Origin of the sequence: Serratia ficaria, assembly GCF_900187015.1 — a bacterium.
Lineage (GTDB): Bacteria > Pseudomonadota > Gammaproteobacteria > Enterobacterales > Enterobacteriaceae > Serratia > Serratia ficaria.
Genome location: NZ_LT906479.1, coordinates 2,857,381 through 2,878,007 on the forward strand (window position 1 = coordinate 2,857,381; position 20,627 = coordinate 2,878,007).

20 protein-coding genes, 1 pseudogene and 1 other annotated feature are annotated in these 20,627 nt (G+C 59.5%); of the genes and pseudogenes, 11 read left to right on the top strand and 10 right to left on the bottom strand.

Annotated features, from left to right (window positions below):
- Positions 1-40 precede the first annotated feature (40 nt).
- Complete coding sequence (gene topA, locus CKW09_RS13500; RefSeq protein WP_061795100.1) at positions 41-2,638, bottom strand: type I DNA topoisomerase; 2,598 nt, start codon at positions 2,636-2,638, stop codon at positions 41-43.
- 425 nt (positions 2,639-3,063) lie between these two features.
- On the opposite strand from topA, the gene CKW09_RS13505 reads away from it, so the two are divergent.
- On the top strand, positions 3,064-3,321 hold the full coding sequence (locus tag CKW09_RS13505; protein ID WP_061795099.1) for a YciN family protein: 258 nt from the start codon (positions 3,064-3,066) through the stop codon (positions 3,319-3,321).
- Positions 3,322-3,363: 42 nt separating this feature from the next.
- Here CKW09_RS13505 and sohB read toward each other — a convergent pair whose 3' ends face one another.
- Positions 3,364-4,410: a protease SohB gene (gene sohB / locus CKW09_RS13510; RefSeq protein WP_095097778.1), complete on the bottom strand. Its 1,047-nt coding sequence runs from the start codon at positions 4,408-4,410 to the stop codon at positions 3,364-3,366.
- Positions 4,411-4,772: 362 nt separating this feature from the next.
- Here sohB and CKW09_RS13515 point away from each other — a divergent pair, with 362 nt between their 5' ends.
- Entirely contained in the window at positions 4,773-5,534 is a 762-nt protein-coding gene (locus CKW09_RS13515; protein WP_095097781.1) for a YciK family oxidoreductase, read from the top strand.
- A 12-nt stretch (positions 5,535-5,546) separates the two neighbouring features.
- Complete coding sequence (cobO, locus tag CKW09_RS13520; RefSeq protein ID WP_061795096.1) at positions 5,547-6,137, top strand: cob(I)yrinic acid a,c-diamide adenosyltransferase; 591 nt, start codon at positions 5,547-5,549, stop codon at positions 6,135-6,137.
- 42 nt (positions 6,138-6,179) lie between these two features.
- Here cobO and rluB read toward each other — a convergent pair whose 3' ends face one another.
- The 7 genes from rluB to rnm form a co-directional block, all read right to left on the bottom strand.
- Positions 6,180-7,079: a 23S rRNA pseudouridine(2605) synthase RluB gene (rluB, locus tag CKW09_RS13525; RefSeq protein ID WP_061795095.1), complete on the bottom strand. Its 900-nt coding sequence runs from the start codon at positions 7,077-7,079 to the stop codon at positions 6,180-6,182.
- 239 nt (positions 7,080-7,318) lie between these two features.
- Complete coding sequence (locus CKW09_RS13530) at positions 7,319-7,651, bottom strand: DUF1493 family protein (RefSeq protein ID WP_095097784.1); 333 nt, start codon at positions 7,649-7,651, stop codon at positions 7,319-7,321.
- Positions 7,645-8,103 (bottom strand): STM2901 family protein, encoded by a 459-nt coding sequence (locus CKW09_RS13535; RefSeq protein ID WP_095097787.1) that lies wholly within the window; start codon positions 8,101-8,103, stop codon positions 7,645-7,647. The genes CKW09_RS13530 and CKW09_RS13535 overlap by 7 nt, the downstream gene beginning before the upstream one ends.
- Positions 8,104-8,294: 191 nt before the next feature.
- Entirely contained in the window at positions 8,295-8,747 is a 453-nt protein-coding gene (locus CKW09_RS13540) for a hypothetical protein (RefSeq protein ID WP_231922046.1), read from the bottom strand.
- Between the two features lie 151 nt (positions 8,748-8,898).
- A complete protein-coding gene (locus CKW09_RS13545) occupies positions 8,899-9,258 on the bottom strand; it encodes a Rap1a/Tai family immunity protein (RefSeq protein ID WP_061795094.1) in 360 nt (119 codons plus the stop codon).
- Positions 9,259-9,372: 114 nt separating this feature from the next.
- Positions 9,373-9,993, bottom strand: a complete 621-nt coding sequence (locus tag CKW09_RS13550) for an L-threonylcarbamoyladenylate synthase (protein WP_061795093.1) — start codon at positions 9,991-9,993, stop codon at positions 9,373-9,375.
- Positions 9,994-10,040: 47 nt separating this feature from the next.
- A complete protein-coding gene (gene rnm, locus CKW09_RS13555; RefSeq protein ID WP_095097790.1) occupies positions 10,041-10,928 on the bottom strand; it encodes an RNase RNM in 888 nt (295 codons plus the stop codon).
- A gap of 240 nt (positions 10,929-11,168) precedes the next feature.
- Positions 11,169-11,271, top strand: a sequence feature (Trp leader region).
- 28 nt (positions 11,272-11,299) lie between these two features.
- Here rnm and CKW09_RS13560 point away from each other — a divergent pair.
- The 6 genes and pseudogenes from CKW09_RS13560 (at position 11,300) to CKW09_RS13590 (ending at position 18,403) form a co-directional block, all read left to right on the top strand.
- On the top strand, positions 11,300-12,859 hold the full coding sequence (locus CKW09_RS13560) for an anthranilate synthase component 1 (RefSeq protein ID WP_370671105.1): 1,560 nt from the start codon (positions 11,300-11,302) through the stop codon (positions 12,857-12,859).
- Positions 12,859-14,453, top strand: a pseudogene (gene trpD, locus CKW09_RS24880) (bifunctional anthranilate synthase glutamate amidotransferase component TrpG/anthranilate phosphoribosyltransferase TrpD). Before CKW09_RS13560 ends, trpD begins: the two are co-directional and overlap by 1 nt.
- 3 nt (positions 14,454-14,456) lie before the next feature.
- Positions 14,457-15,818 (top strand): bifunctional indole-3-glycerol-phosphate synthase TrpC/phosphoribosylanthranilate isomerase TrpF, encoded by a 1,362-nt coding sequence (trpCF, locus tag CKW09_RS13575; protein ID WP_174524329.1) that lies wholly within the window; start codon positions 14,457-14,459, stop codon positions 15,816-15,818.
- A 58-nt stretch (positions 15,819-15,876) separates the two neighbouring features.
- Positions 15,877-17,067 carry a tryptophan synthase subunit beta gene (trpB, locus tag CKW09_RS13580; protein ID WP_061795088.1) on the top strand — a complete coding sequence of 397 codons (1,191 nt, stop codon included), beginning with the start codon at positions 15,877-15,879 and terminating at the stop codon, positions 17,065-17,067.
- Positions 17,067-17,873, top strand: a complete 807-nt coding sequence (trpA, locus tag CKW09_RS13585; RefSeq protein WP_061795087.1) for a tryptophan synthase subunit alpha — start codon at positions 17,067-17,069, stop codon at positions 17,871-17,873. The genes trpB and trpA overlap by 1 nt, the downstream gene beginning before the upstream one ends.
- Before the next feature lie 215 nt (positions 17,874-18,088).
- Positions 18,089-18,403 carry a BON domain-containing protein gene (locus CKW09_RS13590; protein WP_061795086.1) on the top strand — a complete coding sequence of 105 codons (315 nt, stop codon included), beginning with the start codon at positions 18,089-18,091 and terminating at the stop codon, positions 18,401-18,403.
- A 40-nt stretch (positions 18,404-18,443) separates the two neighbouring features.
- Here CKW09_RS13590 and ompW read toward each other — a convergent pair whose 3' ends face one another.
- Positions 18,444-19,076 (bottom strand): outer membrane protein OmpW, encoded by a 633-nt coding sequence (gene ompW, locus CKW09_RS13595; protein ID WP_145957251.1) that lies wholly within the window; start codon positions 19,074-19,076, stop codon positions 18,444-18,446.
- Positions 19,077-19,359: 283 nt separating this feature from the next.
- On the opposite strand from ompW, the gene CKW09_RS13600 reads away from it, so the two are divergent.
- On the top strand, positions 19,360-19,800 hold the full coding sequence (locus tag CKW09_RS13600; RefSeq protein WP_095097798.1) for a YkgJ family cysteine cluster protein: 441 nt from the start codon (positions 19,360-19,362) through the stop codon (positions 19,798-19,800).
- 34 nt (positions 19,801-19,834) lie between these two features.
- Entirely contained in the window at positions 19,835-20,587 is a 753-nt protein-coding gene (locus CKW09_RS13605; RefSeq protein WP_061795083.1) for a YciC family protein, read from the top strand.
- Positions 20,588-20,627 lie beyond the last annotated feature (40 nt).

Here is a 20,627-nt window from a genome sequence, read left to right on the forward strand (position 1 = left end):
CCGGGGGCTGGTTTTCGATTGTTGCATTCAGGCTGCAAAGTTACTTTTTGCCTTCGACCCACTTGCCGTCCACGTAGAAAGCGGACCAGCCGGTGGCCTTGCCGTCCTTCTCCGAAGAGACGTATTGCTGCTTGGTCTTGCGGCTGAAGCGCACCATGGTTTTATTGCCTTCGGCATCCGCCACCGGCGCATCCGCCAGATAACGCAGCTTCTCCGGCAAGCGATCCTTGAAGCGGGCCAGCTCTTCCACCAGCGGCGCGCGGGTTTCGCGCGATTTAGGGAAGGTGTTGGCCGCCAGGAATACGCCGGCGGCGCCGTCGCGCAGCACAAAGTACGCGTCGGACTTCTCGCACGGCAGCTCCGGCAACGGCACCGGATCCTCCTTCGGCGGCGCAACGTCGCCGTTACGCAGGATCTTGCGGGTGTTTTTGCAGTTTTCGTTGGTGCAGCCCATGTACTTGCCGAAACGCCCCATTTTCAGGTGCATTTCAGAACCGCACTTGTCGCACTCGACCACCGGGCCGTCATAGCCTTTCAGGCGGAACTCGCCCTCTTCGATCTCGTAACCGTCACACGCCGGGTTGTTGCCGCAGACGTGCAGCTTGCGCTGGTTGTCTATCAGGTAGCTGTCCATCGCCGTGCCGCATTTCTGGCAGCGGCGACGGGCGCGCAACGCGTTGGTTTCCGCATCGTCGCCTTCGAGGATGTTGAGCACTTCCGCTTCCGGCACCAAGTTGATGGTGGTTTTGCAGCGCTCCTTCGGCGGCAGCGCATAGCCGGAACAGCCGAGGAACACGCCGGTGCTGGCGGTGCGAATGCCCATCTTGCGACCGCAGGTCGGGCAGTCGATGCTGGTCATCACCATCTGGTTCGGGCGCATGCCGCCCTCTTCGGGATCCTTTTCCGCCGTACCCAGCTGTTCGCTGAAGTCGACGAAGAACTCGTCCAGCACCGCTTTCCACTCGGCGTGGTTGTTCGCGACCTGATCCAGGCCGTCTTCCATGCGCGCGGTGAAATCGTAATTCATCAGCTCGCGGAAGTTTTCCTCCAGGCGGTCGGTAACGATTTCACCCATTTTCTCGGCGTAGAAACGGCGGCTTTCCACCCGCACATAGCCACGATCCTGGATGGTGGAAATGATCGACGCGTAGGTCGACGGGCGGCCGATGCCGCGTTTTTCCAACTCTTTCACCAGCGAAGCTTCGCTGTAACGCGCCGGCGGCTTGGTGAAGTGCTGGCTTGGGATCAGCTTTTGCAGTTCCAGCTCGCTGCCGACTTCAACAAACGGCAGCGTGCGGTCTTCATCGCCCTTGCGCAGCGCGGGCATCACCTTGGTCCAACCGTCGAAACGCAGCGTGCGGCCCTTGGCGCGCAGCTGGTAATCGCCGGCCTTGACCGACAGCGTTGTGGAATCGTACTGCGCCGGCGTCATCTGACAGGCGACGAACTGACGCCAGATCAGCTGATACAGCTTCTGCGCGTCCGCTTCCATATCTTTCAGTTGCTCGGCGAGCACGTTCACATCCGAAGGACGAATGGCTTCGTGCGCTTCCTGCGAGTTTTCCTTGCTGCTGTACTGATTCGGCGCTTTCGGCAGGTACTTGGCGCCGAAGTTGTCGCCGATGTAGCCACGCACCATGTTGAGCGCATCCTGGCTCAGGTTGGTGGAGTCGGTACGCATGTAGGTAATGTGGCCGGCTTCATACAGCCGCTGGGCCATCATCATGGTTTTCTTCACGCCGAAGCTCAGGCGGGTACTGGCGGCCTGTTGCAGCGTGGAGGTAATGAACGGCGCGCCCGGCTTGCTGCTGGTCGGTTTGTCTTCGCGATCCAGCACGGTATAGCGGGCTTTCTCCAGCAGCTTGACGGCGGCGTGGGTCTGCTCGCGATTAACCGGTTTGAACGGCTTGTCGTGGGCGTGCGTCACTTCCATCTGCAGCGCGGTATCGCCTTTCGCCAGCAGATCGGCGTGCAGCTCCCAGTATTCTTCCGGCACGAACGCCTTGATGTCGCGTTCGCGCTCCACCACCAGACGCACGGCCACCGACTGGACTCGCCCGGCGGACAGGCCACGGGCGATTTTTTTCCACAGCAGCGGAGAGACCATGTAACCCACTACGCGGTCCATAAAGCGGCGCGCCTGCTGTGCGTTGACGCGGTCGATGTTCAGCTCGCCCGGCTGTTTGAACGCCTGCTGGATCGCGTTTTTGGTGATTTCGTTAAACACCACGCGGCTAAAACGCTTGTCGTCCCCGCCGATCACTTCCCGCAGGTGCCAGGCGATGGCTTCCCCTTCGCGGTCAAGGTCGGTTGCGAGATAAATATGGTCGGCGTTTTCCGCTAACGATTTTAACTCGGCGACAACTTTTTCTTTGCCCGGCAGGATTTCGTAATGCGCTTTCCAGCCGTGATAAGGATCGACGCCCATACGATTGACCAGCGCCGTCTTCTCATCTTTTTTAACTTTCTTCTTGGCTTTGTCTTCGGATGAGTCAGCGCTCTTTTTGCTGGCTGAGCCACTGGTCGGCAAATCGCGGATATGACCGACGCTGGACTTCACCACGTAGTCATTGCCTAAGTATTTATTAATAGTTTTGGCTTTTGCCGGGGACTCAACTATTACGAGAGCTTTACCCATATTTACCTTTACCTAATTTATTTCTTCTAAAAAGAAGTCTTTTATCTCGCCGTGCCGCGGCAATTCGTGTCTCTTTTTTATATTGCGGCAGTCTGGCAAGAGATCAACAGGTTTTTTTCTTTTGGCTGACTGATTGCTCAACCTGAACGCAAGTTGTTGATCCTGCCCGCTATTCACCCATGCCCCAGAAGTATGGCCGGGTGAAACTCATTCATGGCGTAAACAAAACCTTCCACCCGACGCCGCAAAATCCCACACTGTACCTGATAAAAAGCGTCACGCAACCTAATTAGCACGGAAAGACGGATTTCGCCAACTGGCCGCTGACGCTGGCCATCCAGACGGCAAATAAACCTTAGTAGGTTTGCGGATAAATGCGAACCGGCGTTAGAATATGCACAGAATTTATGTTTGGAGTGTAATAAATGCGCACTAATACCTCACCCATCACTCGTGAAGCCCTGCTGGCGGAAGCAAATAACCTCATTCGTCAACATGAAGATTATCTGCACGGCATGCTCGCCACCGACGTTGAACAAAAAGGCAGCGTTTTAGTTTTCCGCGGCGAATTCTTTTTGGACGCGGATGGATTGCCTACCGCCAAAACCACCGCAGTATTTAATATGTTTAAACATTTGGCCCACCTGCTTTCCGAAAAATATCACCTGGTCGATGAGAAATAAAAAACGGGGGCGCCTGGCCCCCGCGGTCGGTTTAATCCGCGCTTAAAGCAGCGGCTTTTCCCCGCGCTGCCACCAGCGCAACAGCAGACGATCGACGCTCTCCGCCGCGCTGCCGGTGAAACGATCCATCAGGCGTTTGCGGCGCGCATAGCGCACGGCGATCACTTCATGGTTGTCCAGCTCGGCGATCAGCAGATCGTCGCTGGTGCCGATGGCGTCGACCAGCCCTTTCTCCTTGGCCTGGCTGCCGAACCAGTGCTCGCCGGTCGCCACGCTGTCGATATCCAGCGACGGGCGCTGCTGATGCACGAACTGCTTGAACAGTTCGTGGGTCTCGTTCAGGTCTTCGCGGAACTTCTCGCGCCCCTGCTCGGTGTTTTCGCCAAACAGCGTCAGCGTGCGCTTGAATTGCCCGGCGGTGTGCAGCTCCACGTCGATGTCGTTCTTTTTCAACAGGCGGTGGAAGTTGGGGATCTGCGCCACCACGCCGATCGATCCGATGATGGCGAACGGCGCAGCCACGATGCGATCCGCCACGCAGGCCATCATGTAGCCGCCGCTGGCCGCCACCTTGTCTACCGCCACCGTCAGGCGAATGCCGCCCTTGCGCAGGCGCTCCAGCTGCGAAGCCGCCAGGCCGTAGCCGTGCACCACGCCGCCGGGGCTTTCCAGCCGCAGCAGCACTTCGTCCTGCGGGGTGGCCGCCGCCAGTACCGCCGAAATTTCTTCGCGCAACGAGGTCACCTCATGCGCGTCCATGCTGCCTTTAAAATCCAGCACGTACAGGCAGGGCTTGGTCACTTCGACCGCACCGGATTTGGCGCGTTGCTTTTTCAGTTTGCCGTCGGCTTTGGTCTGCTTCTTGAACTGCTTGCTCCAGATTTTTTGTTCGGCGTCACCCATGCGCGCCAGGCGCATCTCGCGCTGCATCTCGCGATACTGCTCGCCCAGATCGGTCAGCTGCAGCTCCCCTTTCTGCCGGTTCTTGCGTTGCCCCAGGCTGACCGCCAGCACGGCCAATGCAGCGATGGCGAGCACCACAGTGGCGACCTTGGCCAGGAACAGACCATAAACAGATATAAACTCCACAGATTCCGCCTTTATTTACAGGTTGTTAGTATGATCGGGTTCATTTTAGCCATCCGCAGCGGCTGCTGTCGCGGCTAAATAAAAATTCCTTGTTCCCTGTGAAGCACTATGGGGGCAATTTCGGGCTTAACCAAGCCGGCGCCATTCCACTTTTGTTACAAAAGAATGCCGATTCCGCCGCCTAATCATTGAAAATGCGATCCATTTAAGGCATATAACACGCATTATTCATCAACATGATGAGACAGATTCGCTGCAGGGCCAGTCATGCGGTCGAGCCTTAGCTCCCGCCGCGGCCCGGCAATTCACCCTTTCTCCCCGACGTAAGCGGGAGACCAGCCACCGAGGCGCGAGGAATTATTGTGCACTACCAACCTAAACAAGACCTGCTCGAACAACGCATTATTTTGGTTACCGGCGCCGGCGACGGCATCGGCCGTGAAGCGGCGCTGACCTACGCGCGCTTCGGCGCCCAACTGGTGCTGCTGGGCCGCACCGAGAGCAAACTGCAGGCGGTTCAGGCCGAAATTGCCGCACTGGGCGGCGCGCCGGCCTCGGTCGTCACTCTGGATCTGCTGCACGCCACGCCGGAACGCTGCCAACAGGTCGCGGACGATTTGGCGGCGAAAATCCCGCGGCTCGACGGCGTATTGCACAATGCCGGGCTGCTGGGGGATATCGCCCCGATGATTGAGCTGACGATGCCGATGTGGCAGGAGGTGATGCAGGTTAACGTCAACGCCACCTTTATGCTGACCCAGGCGCTGCTGCCGCTGCTGCTGAAATCCAACGCCGGTTCGCTGGTGTTCACCAGTTCCAGCGTGGGCCGCACCGGGCGCGCCACCTGGGGGGCTTACGCGGTGTCCAAGTTCGCCACCGAGGGCATGATGCAGGTGCTGGCGGACGAGTACAAAAGCCGCCATCTTCGGGTAAACTGCATCAATCCGGGCGGAACTCGCACCAAAATGCGCGCTTCCGCCTTCCCGCACGAAGACAAGAACAAGCTGAAAACGCCGGCCGATATCATGCCGCTGTACCTTTATCTGATGGGGGATGACAGCCGCCGTAAAACCGGCATGACCTTCGACGCGCAACCGAACCGCAAACCCGGCGCCGCCGAATAAAGGAGCCGTTTTATGGCTGAAGATCGTCACCAGCAGCGCCAGCAGCGGCTGAAAGAACAGGTGGACGCGCGCATCGCCGCCGCCCAGGAAACGCGCGGCCTGCTGCTGGTGTTTACCGGCAACGGCAAGGGCAAAACCACCGCCGCCTTCGGCACCGTGACGCGAGCCGTCGGCCACGGCATGCAGGCCGGCGTGATCCAGTTCATCAAGGGCGAGTGGCCCAACGGCGAAAAGAATTTGCTGCAGCAGCACGGCGTCGAATTTCAGGTGATGGCCACCGGCTTCACCTGGGAGACGCAGAACAAGGCCGCTGATACCGCCGCCTGTCAGGCGGTATGGCAGCACGGCAAACGCATGCTGGCCGACAGCAGCCTGGATCTGGTGCTGTTGGACGAACTGACCTATATGCTGACCTATGGTTATCTGGCGCTGGAAGAGGTGCTGGAGGCGCTGCGGCGGCGTCCCGAGCACCAGACGGTGATCGTTACCGGGCGCGGCTGCCATCGCGATGTGCTGGAGCTGGCGGATACGGTGACGGAGATGCGGCCGGTGAAACACGCGTTTGACGCGGGCATCAAGGCGCAACAGGGAATCGACTGGTAGCGGGAACCCACTCTGGCCCCGCACGGGGCCAGAGTGGCATGCTTAACTGCGCTTGCCTGGCTTGCCGGATTTGCCGCCCGGCGCGCTGCGGCGGCCGCCGTTGCCGGCGACCTGAGTATGCCGCTTGACCGCACGACGGATCTGGTTGGCCTTCACGCGGCGGCGTTCACGCTCCACCGGCATCTTGCTGACCGTTTCCGGCTTCAGCTCTACCAGCTCGCGCAGGTAGTTGATCGCCGGCAGATCCAGCTCGGCCCAACCGCCGCGCGGCAGGCCCTTCGGCAGATCGATATCGCCGTAGCGCACGCGGATCAGGCGGCTGACCTGCACGCCCACCGCTTCCCACAGGCGACGCACCTCACGGTTGCGGCCCTCGGTCAGGGTGACGTTATACCACTGGTTCAGCCCCTCGCCGCCCTGGAAACTGATGGTGCGGAAGGCGGCCGGGCCGTCTTCCAGCTGCACGCCCTTGCTCAGCTGCTTTACCTTGGCGTCGTCGATCTGGCCAAACACGCGCACGGCGTATTCGCGTTCAACTTCGCGGCTCGGGTGCATCAGGCGGTTAGCCAGCTCACCGTCGGTGGTGAACAACAGCAGGCCGGAGGTGTTAACGTCCAGGCGCCCTACCGCCACCCAGCGGGAACCGCGCAGCTTGGGCAGGCGATCGAACACCGTTGGGCGGCCTTCTGGGTCGCTGCGGGTGCAGAGTTCGCCTTCCGGCTTGTAATAAGCCAGCACGCGGCAAACCGCCTCTTCGGATTCCTTGATCGACACCACGTGGCCATCCATACGAATTTTCATCGCAGGATTCACCTCGACGCGATCGCCCAGTTTGGCTATCTTGCCGTCGACGCTGACGCGGCCGGCTTCAATCATGGTTTCGATTTCACGACGCGAGCCATGGCCGGCGCGCGCTAAAACTTTCTGTAACTTCTCGCTCATTGAGCAACCTCTAGTGTCGCCTTCACAGACGTCAACGTATACTATACTTTCAATCAGTTACGGCCAGTAACGCCATAACCCTATAATCTTGCATACATTTTGGAACACAGCATGTCAAACAAGGTGTCACACAAACTGTCACACACGATACAGCGTGGCCGGACATTCTACACAAATTTTAGAGTCAATGATTCTAAAAAGTTTGTTGGTTTATCGCTCAATACTTTCGATGATGAAGATTAGTCATATAACCATTTACCGGCCTTGGCAGACTCCGCGAACATACGCACGGTTAAAGGCTTTCTGTTTTTCTCTATGTCACTCTTTTTACATTTAAACCAGCGTTCCCAGCGAGATAAATTTTCCCACGGGTAATAATGAGTCATGTCGATGACGGATACGTCCACGCCAAACTTTTCAGCGTAATCCTCAATCGCATACGGAAACTCATCCCCCTCAGCATAATCCTGAAGTAGGGTATCAAGTTGGAGATGCTCAACCTTTCCTTTCCATGTTACGGGCGTGGATAGTTCATTGCGGAAAAACTCTAATACTTCTTCGGTCGTTACCATAATTTATCGTCTCCTCGCGCTATGCTGTTGTATCTGGTAACGGATTTGAATGAAATCTCTGTTACGTCTTTTGCGAGGATGATCCAACCAACAACAGGGACAGCACGACCTACAAATGTTCCCATTTTACGCGTTAGGATGACTCTCATCGTGGATAGTGGATACCCGCCTACAACAGACGGCAATTTCACATTACCGGGAAAGTTTTTTTTTCCGAACACTTTTCGAGCGCCGCGCGATGCATAGGAGGTATCTTCAATGTTCCCTCTAAACTTGCCCCGCGTCTTTGAAACGTTGAGACCCGACACAATCGCAACGATCGCGCCAAAATCATCAACTCCTAACTGTTCGGCTACCTGTTCACAGAACACCATGAAAAACATTTCACCTGCGCTCAGGTTTGGCCGTCCTGCGTAGAAGTAGGTCCCGTTTAACTGCTCTACAGTATCCATCCCTGAATCCTCATCACTTTAGAGAAGCTGATACTAATAGCTAATCCTCAACCAAGGCAACAGGCATTAATAATGCACTGTCGGCTGTAACACAAACCCACGGCCCCAAACTGGCTATGTTTTATATGACTGTTTTTATTTATAAATAAGATTATATATTGTGTTTTCCCGGGCGCGCGGCCGCCATTCCCTCAGGTCCCATAGGCGAAAAAGTCATCCACCGCCCCCAACACCGCCTCAGGCCGCTCGAGAATGCCGAGGTGGGTGCGGGCCTGCTCCAGCCGCACGACCGAAAAGAACCGATGTTCGGCGGCGAAGTCCTGCTGCCGGTGCAGATAATCTTCGTGGCGATCCAGCGAATAAACATGCCGACAGCGCGGCGCCGGCGAAAGCCCCGCCAGCCGTTGCAGGGGTGAACCGTATTGCCGATAGGCCCGCTCGATGGCCAGTGGCGAGGCTGTTGCATCTGCTCGACCGCCTGAAAAAAGGTCGCTTCCGGCCGCGTCATGATCCAGTCGAGAAACAGCATGCCCTGCACCCGCTGCGGCATCGCTTCCGCCAGCGCCACCGACAGAGTGACAAAACGCTCCGGCGCCGACGTCCTGATAATCGAACGTGATATTGGCACAGTGAAACGCGGTCATATTTACCTCCGGTAAACGCAGTTCTCCGCCCCGTTCGGAGGGGGACGCGCCGAAGCAAATTGCCAGCGTTGTGCGGCGTTATCCAGGGGAGTTCGTGCTAAAGAGGAGAGAGCGCACCTTAAGAAAAAATGCGCATGAAATGGACCGGCCGTTAATGCCGCACGCAGGGATAGGCGGCGCTTAACGCCAGCATAATTACCGACGGGGCGGAATAATGCAGCTGCTCAGGATGCTCATTCAGATATTGCATCACCGCATCGGCGGCCATGCCGACGCTCATGCCGGCGTCCGGGCAGATATTGCGGTTGCCCTGCATGGAATAGGTATCGAATACCCCGGCCACGTAGCCCATAAACATGCCGCCATCGAGCGCTTCGGCCACGGTGGCTTCGCCATTTTTGTTTTTTACGTAGCCACCGGTCTCAGACAGCAAGGCGCTGCCGGAATAGAAACCTGCGCTGGCCGCAGAGGAAAATAATAAGGCCGCTAAAATAGAAACCCGTTTAATCATTGTAACGCATCCTGCTCATTATCAATTCTGGAAACTGTAGAATAGCGGCTTTCGCGGCAAATAACCTCGCGTCGGCCACTTTTCAGATAATGAGCAAGGCGGCAAGAGTTTACATCAGCGGAAAGGCGCCGGATCGCCCGCCCCTTCGCGCACCACTTCCGGCGCGGATTCGGTCAGGTCGACCACCGTGGTCGGCTGCTGGCCAAGGAAGCCGCCGTGGATCACCAGATCCACCTGTTTTCCCAGATGATCGCTGATTTCTTCCGGGTCGGATTCGGCAAAGTCGTTGCCCGGCAACATCAGCGTGGTGGACATCATCGGCTCATTCAGCACTTCCAGCAGCGCCAGCGCGATCGGGTTTGAAGGCACGCGCAAACCGATGGTTTTGCGCTTATCGTTCATCAGCCGACGCGGCACTTCCTTGGTGGCTTTCAGAATGAAGGTGTAGTTGCCCGGCGTGTTGTTCTTGATCAGTCGAAATGCGGTGTTGTCGACGTAGGCATAGGTCGACAGCTCGGACAGATCGCGACACATCAGCGTGAAGTTATGGTTGCCGTCCAACTGACGAATGCGGCAAATGCGCTCCATCGCCGCCTTCTCTTCCAGCTTGCAGCCCAGCGCGTAGCCGGAGTCGGTCGGATAAACGATCACGCCGCCCTTGCGCAGGACGTCCACCGCCTGATTGATCAGGCGCGGTTGGGGGTTGTCCGGGTGAATATAAAAAAGCTGACTCATGACTTGCTCCTAAAATGATGCACGCAGGCGGCATCGCCCGCGTTAAATCAGATGGCCCCGGCCCGCGCCGGCTGCGGCCAGTCGCGCCATACCGGTTCAACGCCGCCCGGCAACCACAGCTTGCGGCCCAGCTCGATCCACGAACAGGGCTGGTGAAAATCGGATCCCTGCGACGCCAGCAGCCGATAGTCCTGGGCATATTTAGCCAGCTGCGAACGTTCATTCGGCGCCTGCTGGCACTGCGCCACTTCCATGGCGTCGCCGCCCTGTTCGGCAAAATACGCCAACAGGCGTTTCAGCCACTTGGCCGTCAGATCGTAGCGGCCCGGATGTGCCATCACCGCCTGCCCGCCAGATTGATGAATCACATCAATGGCTTGTTCTATTGTACACCAGTGTGGCGGAACGTAGCCGGTTTTGCCCTTGGCGAGATACTTCTTGAAGACCTGCGCCATATTGTCGGCCACCCCGGTCTCCACCAGATAACGGGCAAAATGACCGCGGGTGACCGCCCCGCCGGCAGCCAGCCGCTGCGCGCCCTCATAGGCGTCGGGAATGCGCGCCTTCGCCAGCCGCAGGCCGATTTCCCCGGCCCGCAGGTTGCGGCGCTCGCTCTGCTCAGCCAGCAGCCGCACCATAGCCGGGTGAGCGGTATCGATGCCCAATCCGACGATATGAATTTCGTGATTTTCCCACAGCGTCGAGATTTCCACCCCGTTCACCAGCTGCAGCGGCAGCGCCAGCTCGGCGATGGCCGCGGCGGCGGCGGCCAACCCTGCGGTGGTGTCATGATCGGTGATCGCCAATACGCCGACGCGCATTTCCACCGCCCGCTGCACCAGCTGCGCCGGCGTCAGGTAGCCGTCGGAGGCGGTGGTATGGCTGTGGAGGTCGTACAGGGTAAACGCGGAGGGCTGTGGGCTGCTGTCTGTCAAAACAAATATCCGGCAATGGCTTGGCTTTCTATCATACCCGTTATCGGCGACCGGACGGAAATCTATTCTGCCCGCCCCAGGGTCAGGATGAACAGAATTCATCCTCAACGCTAAAAACATTGTGCGAAAAGAGGGTTGACTTTATTTCCTCGAACCAGTTAACTAGTACACAAGTTCACGACGGATACCCTGTCGGATGATAAACAAGAGAGCACGGAAATGAACAAGCAAACTTCTCTTCTTCGTTGGTGGCGTACCTCCCTTTCGCGGGCGGTGTAATCGCGCATACCTGTCATCCGACAATGCAGATTTCCTGAGCCCGCCCTGAAGCGGGCTTTTTTATGGACAGAATTCAAGCGGAACCAGCGATAATGAACCAGAAACCACAACTCAGGTTGTTAAAGGCGCAAGCCAGTTACCGGGGCGACCCCACCACCATTTTCCACCAGCTGTGCGGCGCGCGCCCGGCCACCCTGCTGCTGGAGTCGGCTGAAATCAACAGCAAGCAGAACCTGCAAAGCCTGCTGGTGATCGACAGCGCCCTGCGCATCACCGCGCTGGGCCGCACCGTCAACGTACAAGCGCTGACCGCCAACGGCGCCGCGCTGCTGCCGCTGCTGGACGAAGCGCTGCCGGGCGAAGTGCGCATCCAGGTTCGCCCCAACGGCCGCGAGCTGACCTTCCCGCCGATCGATGCGGTGCAGGATGAAGACGCCCGCCTGCGTTCGCTGTCGGTATTTGACGCGCTGCGCACCCTGCTGACGCTGGTCGACTCGCCGGCGGACGAGCGCGAAGCCGTGATGCTCGGCGGCCTGTTCGCCTATGACCTGGTGGCCGGCTTTGAAGACTTGCCGGCGCTGCGCCAGGACCAGCGCTGCCCGGACTTCTGCTTTTACCTGGCGGAAACGCTGCTGGTGCTGGACCACCAGCGCGGCTTCGCCCGTTTGCAGGCCAGCGTATTCACCGCCGACCCGGCCGAGGAACAACGTTTGCAGCAGCGTCTGGAGCAGCTGCAGCTGCAGCTGAAGCAAACCCCGCAGCCGATCCCGCATCAGACACTGGAAAGCATGCAGCTGAGCTGCAACCAGAGCGACGAAGAATACGGCGCGGTGGTCAGCGAACTGCAGCAGGCGATCCGCCAGGGCGAGATCTTCCAGGTGGTGCCGTCGCGCCGCTTCTCCCTGCCTTGCCCGGCGCCGCTGGCGGCGTATCAAACGCTGAAGGACAACAACCCGAGCCCGTACATGTTCTTCATGCAGGACGACGAATTCACCCTGTTCGGCGCCTCGCCGGAGAGCGCGCTGAAGTACGACGCCGGCAACCGCCAAATTGAAATCTACCCGATCGCCGGCACTCGCCCGCGCGGACGCAACAAGGAGGGGGCGCTGGATCTGGATCTCGACAGCCGCATCGAATTGGAAATGCGTACCGATCATAAAGAGCTGGCCGAGCACCTGATGCTGGTCGACTTGGCGCGCAACGATCTGGCGCGCATCTGCCAGGCCGGCAGCCGCTACGTGGCGGATCTGACCAAGGTGGATCGCTACTCGTTCGTCATGCACCTGGTGTCGCGCGTGGTCGGCACCCTGCGCGCCGATCTCGACGTGCTGCACGCCTATCAGGCCTGCATGAACATGGGTACCCTGAGCGGCGCGCCGAAAGTGCGCGCGATGCAACTGATCGCCGCCTCCGAAGGCTCCCGCCGCGGCAGCTACGGCGGCGCGGTGGGATATTTCACCGCCACCGGCGATCTGGATACCTGTATTGTCATCCGCTCCGCGTACGTTGAAGACGGCATTGCCACCGTGCAGGCCGGCGCCGGCGTGGTGCTGGACTCTGTTCCCCAGGCGGAAGCCGATGAAACCCGTAATAAAGCACGTGCCGTGCTGCGCGCTATCGCTACCGCGCATCAGGCCAGGGAGGTGTTCTGATGGCCGATATCTTACTGCTCGACAACGTCGATTCCTTTACCTACAACCTGGTCGATCAGCTGCGCGCCAGCGGCCATCAGGTGGTGATTTACCGCAACCAGATCGCCGCCGATCTGATTATCGAACGCCTGCAGCAGATGGCGCAACCGGTGCTGATGCTGTCGCCGGGACCGGGTACCCCCGCCGAGGCCGGCTGCATGCCGGAACTGCTGCAGCGCCTGCGCGGCCAGCTGCCGATTATCGGCATCTGCCTCGGCCATCAGGCGATTGTCGAAGCCTACGGCGGCCACGTCGGCCAGGCCGGCGAGATCCTGCACGGCAAAGCGTCGGCGATTGCTCACGACGGCGAAGGCATGTTCGCCGGCATGGCCAACCCGCTGCCGGTGGCGCGTTATCACTCGCTGGTCGGCAGCAATATCCCGGCCGAACTCACCGTCAACGCCCGCTTTGGCGAGATGGTGATGGCGGTGCGCGATGACCGGCATCGCGTATGCGGTTTCCAGTTCCACCCGGAATCCATCCTGACCACCCAAGGCGCGCGCCTGCTTGAGCAGACGTTGGCCTGGGCGCTGGCGAAGTAATAAGGAAAACGACGATGCAACCTATTCTTGAAAAGCTGTACCGCGCCGAGTCGATGAGCCAGCAGGAAAGCCAGCAGTTATTCAGCGCCATCGTGCGCGGCGAACTGGAGCCGAGCCAGCTGGCGGCGGCGTTGATCAGCATGAAAGTGCGCGGCGAACGCCCGGAAGAGATCGCCGGCGCCGCCATGGCGTTGCTGGACGACGCCCAGCCGTTCCCGCGCCCTGACTATCCGTTCGCCGATATCGTCGGCACCGGCGGCGACGGCACCAACAGCATCAACATCTCGACCGCCAGCGCCTTCGTCGCGGCGGCCTGCGGCGCGAAAATCGCCAAGCACGGCAACCGCAGCGTCTCCAGCCGTTCCGGATCGTCCGATCTGCTGGCGGCGTTCGGCATCCGTCTGGATTTGCCGGCGGAAGAAGCGCGCAAGGCGCTGGACGATCTCGGCGTTTGCTTCCTGTTCGCGCCGCAGTATCACACCGGCTTCCGCCATGCGATGCCGGTGCGCCAACAGTTGAAGACCCGCACGCTGTTCAACGTGCTGGGGCCGTTGATCAACCCGGCGCGCCCGCCGCTGGCGCTGATCGGCGTGTACAGCCCGGAGCTGGTGCTGCCGATCGCCGAAACCCTGCGGGTGCTGGGTTACCAGCGCGCGGCGGTGGTGCACGGCGGCGGGATGGATGAGGTGGCGATCCACGCCGCCACCCACGTGGCCGAGCTGAACAACGGCGAAATCACCAGTTACCAGCTGACGCCGCAATCCTTCGGGCTGGAAACCTACCCGCTGGCGGCGCTGCTGGGCGGCACGCCGGAAGAAAATCGTGACATTCTGGCACGGTTGTTACAAGGTAAAGGCGAACCGGCGCACGCCGCAGCGGTCGCCGCTAACGTGGCGTTACTGCTGAAGTTATTCGGGCATGAAGACCTGCGCCACAATGCGCGGCAGGCCCTGGACATGATTAACAGCGGGCAGGCTTACGAGCGTGTTATCGCACTGGCGGCAAGAGGATAAATGATGCAGGAAACCGTGCTCAACAAGATTGTTCGTGACAAGGCGCAATGGGTCGCAGCACGACAGCAACAACAGCCACTGGCCAGCTTTCAGAACGACATCGTCCCGAGCGAGCGCAGCTTCTATCACGCGCTGCAGGGCACCAGAACGGCGTTTATTCTTGAATGCAAAAAGGCCTCGCCCTCCAAGGGGCTGATCCGCGAAAACTTCGACCCGGTGGAGATCGCCTCGGTCTATAAGGATTTCGCTTCGGCCATCTCGGTGCTGACCGATGAGAAATACTTCCAGGGCAGCTTCGACTTCCTGCCGCTGGTCAGCAAAACCGTGACCCAGCCGGTGTTGTGCAAAGACTTTATTATCGATCCGTATCAGATCTATCTGGCGCGCTTCTATCAGGCCGACGCCATCCTGCTGATGCTGTCGGTGCTGAACGACGATCAATATCGTCAGCTGGCGGCGGTGGCGCACAGCCTCGGCATGGGCGTGCTGACCGAAGTGATCAGTGAAGAAGAGCTGCAGCGGGCCATCGCCCTGGAGGCGCGGGTGGTGGGCATCAATAACCGCGACCTGCGCGACCTGAGCATCGATCTGGGCCGCACCCGCCAGCTGGCGCCGCGCGTGCCGCACGGCGTGACGGTGATCAGCGAGTCCGGCATCAACAACTACGGCCAAATTCGCGAGCTGAGCCATTACGCCAACGGCTTCCTGATCGGCAGTGCGCTGATGTCGGAAAGCGACCTGCGCGCCGCGGTGCGCCGGGTGATCCTCGGCGACAACAAGGTCTGCGGCCTGACCCGCCCGCAGGACGCCGCCGCCGCTTATCAGGCCGGCGCCCTCTACGGCGGGCTGATCTTCGTCGGCCGCTCACCGCGCTATGTCGACATCAACCGCGCCCGCGAGGTGATTTCCGGCGCGCCGCTGAAATATGTCGGCGTGTTCTGCGACGCGCAGGTCGACACCCTGGTGAAAACCGTCGAACGCCTCGGTCTGCAGGCGGTGCAGCTGCACGGCGCGGAAGATCAGGCCTATATCACCGCCCTGCGCGCCCAATTGCCGGCTCGCTGCCAAATCTGGAAAGCGCTGAGCGTGAAGGACCGGCTGCCGGCGCGCGATCTGCAACACGTCGATCGCTTCCTGCTGGACAACGGCGCCGGCGGCACCGGCCAACGTTTCGACTGGTCGTTATTGCAGGGCGAAGATCTGGGCAACGTGATGCTGGCCGGCGGCTTGGGCGCAGACAACTGCGTCGAAGCGGCCAAGCTCGGCTGCGCCGGCCTGGACTTTAATTCCGGCGTGGAGAGCCAGCCCGGCATCAAAGACGCCGCCCGTCTGGCCGCGGTGTTCCAAACCCTGCGCGCCTACTGAATGCGACTCTATACCCTAAATAATGGGTATACATTAATGGATAACAACGGGAACTATAATGACGCTGCTTAACCCCTACTTCGGCGAATTCGGTGGTCAATACGTGCCGCAGATTCTGATGCCGGCCTTGAAACAGCTGGAAGAAGCCTTCGTCAGCGCCCAGCGCGACCCAGAATTTCAGGCTGAATTTATCGACCTGCTGAAAAACTACGCGGGCCGACCGACGGCGCTGACGCTGTGCAAAAACCTCACCGCCGGCACCAAAACCAAGCTTTATCTGAAGCGCGAAGATCTGCTGCACGGCGGCGCGCACAAAACCAACCAGGTATTGGGTCAGGCGCTGTTGGCCAAGCGCATGGGCAAAACCGAAATTATCGCGGAAACCGGCGCCGGCCAGCATGGCGTGGCCTCGGCGCTGGCCTGCGCCCTGCTCGGCCTGAAATGCCGCATCTATATGGGCGCCAAAGATATCGAGCGCCAGTCGCCGAACGTGTTCCGCATGCGGCTGATGGGCGCCGAAGTGATCCCGGTGCACAGCGGTTCCTCCACCCTGAAAGACGCCTGCAACGAGGCGCTGCGCGACTGGTCCGGCAGCTATGAAAAATCGCATTATATGCTCGGCACCGCCGCCGGCCCGCACCCGTACCCGACCATCGTGCGCGAATTCCAGCGCATGATCGGCGAAGAGACCAAGGCGCAGATGCTGGAGCGCGAAGGCCGCCTGCCGGATGCGGTGCTGGCGTGCGTCGGCGGCGGTTCCAACGCCATCGGCATGTTCGCCGACTTTATCGATGACGCCGGCGTCGGCCTGATCGGCGTTGAGCCGGCGGGGCTGGGTATCGAAACCGGCCAACACGGCGCACCGCTGAAGCATGGCCACGTCGGCATCTATTTCGGCATGAAAGCGCCGATGATGCAGACCTCCGAAGGCCAGATCGAAGAATCCTATTCGATTTCCGCCGGGCTGGACTTCCCGTCGGTGGGGCCGCAGCACGCTTACCTGAACAGCATCGGCCGCGCGGAATACGTGTCGATCACCGATGACGAGGCGCTGGACGCCTTCAAGGCGCTGTCGCGCAGCGAAGGCATCATCCCGGCGCTGGAATCCTCCCATGCCCTGGCACACGCGCTGAAAATGATCCGTGAAACGCCGCAGAAAGAGCAGATCCTGGTAGTCAACCTGTCCGGCCGCGGCGACAAAGACATATTTACCGTTCACGACATTCTGAAAGCACGGGGAGAAATCTGATGGAACGTTATCAGCAACTGTTCAAACGCCTGGAAAACGACAAGGAAGGCGCATTCGTCCCGTTCGTGACGCTGGGCGATCCCAACCCGGCGCTGTCGCTGCAGATTATCGATACCCTGGTCGAGTCCGGCGCGGACGCGTTGGAGCTGGGCATCCCCTTCTCCGATCCGCTGGCCGACGGCCCGACCATTCAGAGCGCGGCGCTGCGCGCCTTCGCTTCCGGCGTGACGCCGACCCAGTGTTTCGAGATGCTGGCGACGATCCGCCAAAAGCATCCGGCCATCCCGATCGGCCTGCTGATGTACGCCAACCTGGTGTTCCATAAAGGCATAGACGCGTTTTACCAACGCTGTGCCGAAGTGGGCGTGGACTCGGTGTTGATTGCCGACGTGCCGTTTGAAGAGTCCGCCCCGTTCCGCGCGGCGGCGGCGCGTCACGGCATTGCGCCGATCTTTATCTGTCCGCCGAACGCCGACGACGATCTGCTGCGCGAAATCTCCTCGCACGGCCGCGGCTATACCTACCTGCTGTCGCGCGCCGGCGTTACCGGCACCGAAAGCCGCGCCCAGTTGCCGCTGCATCACCTGGTGAACCGGCTGCGCGAATACCGCGCCGCGCCGCCGCTGCAGGGCTTTGGCATCTCCGAACCGGGCCAGGTGCGGGATGCGCTGCAGGCCGGCGCCGCCGGTGCGATTTCCGGTTCGGCGATCGTCAAGATTATCGAACAGAACCAGGCCGATCCGGGCGAGATGCTGGCCAGGCTGGCGAGCTTTGTCCGCGACATGAAGGCCGCCACCCGTTCCTGACCGCCGCAGCGGGCGCAGCCGATGGCGCCCGCTGATAACATCTTGTTTGCGCTCAAGGTTATGGCGTTTTTTTACACCTGAAATTTGAACAAATTCGCTTGTTGCATCACAATTGGCTTGGTTATCCAGGCATTTCTTTGTGTTGGGGAATGCGCTATCTTTTCAGGTGAAAACCGAATGTAGTTTCGACAATAACATTGCATGGAGAGTAATTTATGAAGCTATTTAAAACCCTTTCGGTCTGGTGCATGGCAGCCGTGGTGGCTTTCGCGGTGAGCGCCTGCGCGCCGACGGCGAAATCCGAAGGGACTGGCGGTTATATTGACGACACGGTGATTACCACCAAGGTGAAATCGGCGCTGCTGGCGGACAAAAACATCAAGTCGAGAGAGATCAGCGTGGAGACCTTTAAAGGGCGCGTTCAGCTGAGCGGCTTTGTCACCTCCAGCGAAGACGCCAACCGCGCGGTGCAAACCACCCGTGGCGTAGCGGGCGTGAAATCCGTCGAGAACGTCATGCAGTTGAAATAACCTTTGCAGGGAGGCGCGACGCCTCCCTGAGCCCGGCCCATCAGAAGCGATAACCCGCCCCGAACATAAACACCCACGGATCCAGACGCGTATCTATGCTGTGGTGCCCACCCGACGCATCGTCGAAGCGGGTTTTGGTTTCGATATTCATCCACCATACCGACATGTTCAGCATCCAGTGCTCGTCCAGGTTGTAATCCATACCGGCCTGCGCCGCCACGCCCCAGGAATCTTTCAGGCTCAGATTGCTCAGCCCCGCCTCTTTGCCGTAATCGTTGAACTTCTCGTCGAAGAAGGTGGTGTAGTTCACCCCCACGCCGAGGTAAGGACGCAGCTTGTCCTGCTTGTTGCCAAAGTAATATTGCGCCATCAGCGTCGGCGGCAGCTGGTGCACGGTGGCCAGATCGGTGCCGCCCAGCGTGACCTTATGGCGGTATGGCGTCGCCGCCAGCAGCTCAACGCCGATATTGTCCGTGACCATATAGCCGAAGGTCAGCCCGAGTTGGGTGTTGTTTTTGGCATCCAGCGAGCCCAGCCCCAGCACGTTGTCCGACCCCGCGTTCGGCCGCACCGTCGCGGTCCCGGCGCGGAACAGGAAATCCCCCGCCTGATGCGCACTTGCCAACATAGGGGCCGTCATCGCCGCCAATACCACCAGAGTTGTCTTTTTCATTATCCATTCCATTTGTGTGGTTTAAACTCTCGGGGAATATACCTACTTACGGGTATTCATGATCCCATAGGGATCACATCTTATGTGTAAAAATTCAAAATCCCACTAAAAACAAGGTTACCTAACCGCTTAATAAATAGAGAATTGATCTGAATCAAAAAATCAAATTTGTTGCAAATTATCTGCATGTTCAAATTTCGGTTGCTAAAAAAATTACCGCTGAGTAATTTCATCTTCCGTGTTGGTTTTGGTTGGTGCCGTAAGGAGTCGGTCGGCAATCAAGATGAGCGAAATTCTCAATCCCTGTGTCAGCTGCGGCGCATGCTGCGGTTATTTTCGAGTGTCATTCTATTGGGCCGAAGCGGAAGATGGCGGCGGCGCGGTGCCTTTATCCCTGACCGAACCCTTAACCCCTTTCCTGCGCTGCATGCAGGGGACCAACAGCAAGGCCCCGCGCTGTACGGCACTGGACGGCGAAATCGGCAAGGCGGTGTCCTGTTCCATTTATCTCAACCGCCCCAGCCCCTGTCGCGAGTTCGATCAGTCGGGCGAAAACGGGCTGCGCAACGAAGCCTGCGATCGCGCCCGTGAACGCTACGGCCTGCCGCCATTGCCGGTTCCGCTGCCCTTGTCGCTGCCGGAAACGACAATCGTCGAAGAATTAGACGTAGTGCAACTCGCGGGGTGCCACAGCGGCGCGGAACAGGGTACAATCGCCCACTGATTTATCTCTGTTTTCTCGACGCCAAGGAGTCTGCATGCCTATCACGGCCAACGCTTTGTACCGTGACAGTTTTAATTTTTTCCGTAATCAACTGGCCAGCATCCTGATGTTGGCGCTGTTGACTGCGTTCATCTCCGTGCTGCTCAACCAGGTATTCAGTCCTGACGCCGAACAGTTGACGATCCTGGCCGCGACGACCAGCGATTTCGCCGCGACTTCAGGCATGGGGCTCCAGGAGATCATCCAGCAAATGACGCCGGAACAGCAGATGGTGTTGCTGAGGGTGTCGGCCGCCGCCACGTTTTCCGCCCTGGTGGGCAACGTGCTGCTGGTCGGCGGGATGCTGACGCTGATCCGCCTGGTATCTCAGGGGCAACGTACCAGCGCGCTGCGCGCCATCGGCATCTCGGCGCCGGAGCTGCCGCGCCTGCTGCTGCTGCTGTTTATCTGCACCCTGCTGATCCAACTGGGCCTGACGCTGTTCGTGGTGCCCGGCGTGATTATGGCCATCGCTTTCTCGCTGGCGCCGGTGATCACCACCGCCGACAAAAAGGGCGTATTTGCCTCGATCAAGCTGAGCTGCAAGCTGGCCTTCGCCAACGCGCGCGTGATCGTGCCGGCGATGATGCTGTGGCTGGCGGCCAAGCTGCTGGTGCTGTTTATGGTGAGCCATCTGTCGGTGCTGACGCCAAACGTCGCCAGCGTGGTGCTGACCGCGCTGAGCAACCTGGTTTCCGCGCTGCTGCTGATTTACCTGTTCCGCCTGTATATGCTGCTGCGCAGCTAATGTGGGCCGGCAAGATCAAGGGCACGCCTCGGCGTGCCCT

Excerpts from the sequence above, each read along its gene's own strand:
- CKW09_RS13540 (WP_231922046.1), bottom strand. The coding sequence starts at position 8,747 with ATGACCGCGTTTCACTGTGCCAATATCACGTTCGATTATCAGGACGTC.
- CKW09_RS13550 (WP_061795093.1), bottom strand. The coding sequence starts at position 9,993 with ATGAGTCAGCTTTTTTATATTCACCCGGACAACCCCCAACCGCGCCTG.
- trpCF (WP_174524329.1), top strand. The coding sequence starts at position 14,457 with ATGCAGGAAACCGTGCTCAACAAGATTGTTCGTGACAAGGCGCAATGG.
- rluB (WP_061795095.1), bottom strand. The coding sequence starts at position 7,079 with ATGAGCGAGAAGTTACAGAAAGTTTTAGCGCGCGCCGGCCATGGCTCG.
- topA (WP_061795100.1), bottom strand. The coding sequence starts at position 2,638 with ATGGGTAAAGCTCTCGTAATAGTTGAGTCCCCGGCAAAAGCCAAAACT.
- CKW09_RS13600 (WP_095097798.1), top strand. The coding sequence starts at position 19,360 with ATGAGCGAAATTCTCAATCCCTGTGTCAGCTGCGGCGCATGCTGCGGT.
- CKW09_RS13605 (WP_061795083.1), top strand. The coding sequence starts at position 19,835 with ATGCCTATCACGGCCAACGCTTTGTACCGTGACAGTTTTAATTTTTTC.
- CKW09_RS13530 (WP_095097784.1), bottom strand. The coding sequence starts at position 7,651 with ATGGTAACGACCGAAGAAGTATTAGAGTTTTTCCGCAATGAACTATCC.
- trpA (WP_061795087.1), top strand. The coding sequence starts at position 17,067 with ATGGAACGTTATCAGCAACTGTTCAAACGCCTGGAAAACGACAAGGAA.
- ompW (WP_145957251.1), bottom strand. The coding sequence starts at position 19,076 with ATGAAAAAGACAACTCTGGTGGTATTGGCGGCGATGACGGCCCCTATG.
- CKW09_RS13560 (WP_370671105.1), top strand. The coding sequence starts at position 11,300 with ATGAACCAGAAACCACAACTCAGGTTGTTAAAGGCGCAAGCCAGTTAC.
- trpB (WP_061795088.1), top strand. The coding sequence starts at position 15,877 with ATGACGCTGCTTAACCCCTACTTCGGCGAATTCGGTGGTCAATACGTG.
- CKW09_RS13590 (WP_061795086.1), top strand. The coding sequence starts at position 18,089 with ATGAAGCTATTTAAAACCCTTTCGGTCTGGTGCATGGCAGCCGTGGTG.
- CKW09_RS13505 (WP_061795099.1), top strand. The coding sequence starts at position 3,064 with ATGCGCACTAATACCTCACCCATCACTCGTGAAGCCCTGCTGGCGGAA.
- cobO (WP_061795096.1), top strand. The coding sequence starts at position 5,547 with ATGGCTGAAGATCGTCACCAGCAGCGCCAGCAGCGGCTGAAAGAACAG.
- CKW09_RS13535 (WP_095097787.1), bottom strand. The coding sequence starts at position 8,103 with ATGGATACTGTAGAGCAGTTAAACGGGACCTACTTCTACGCAGGACGG.
- CKW09_RS13545 (WP_061795094.1), bottom strand. The coding sequence starts at position 9,258 with ATGATTAAACGGGTTTCTATTTTAGCGGCCTTATTATTTTCCTCTGCG.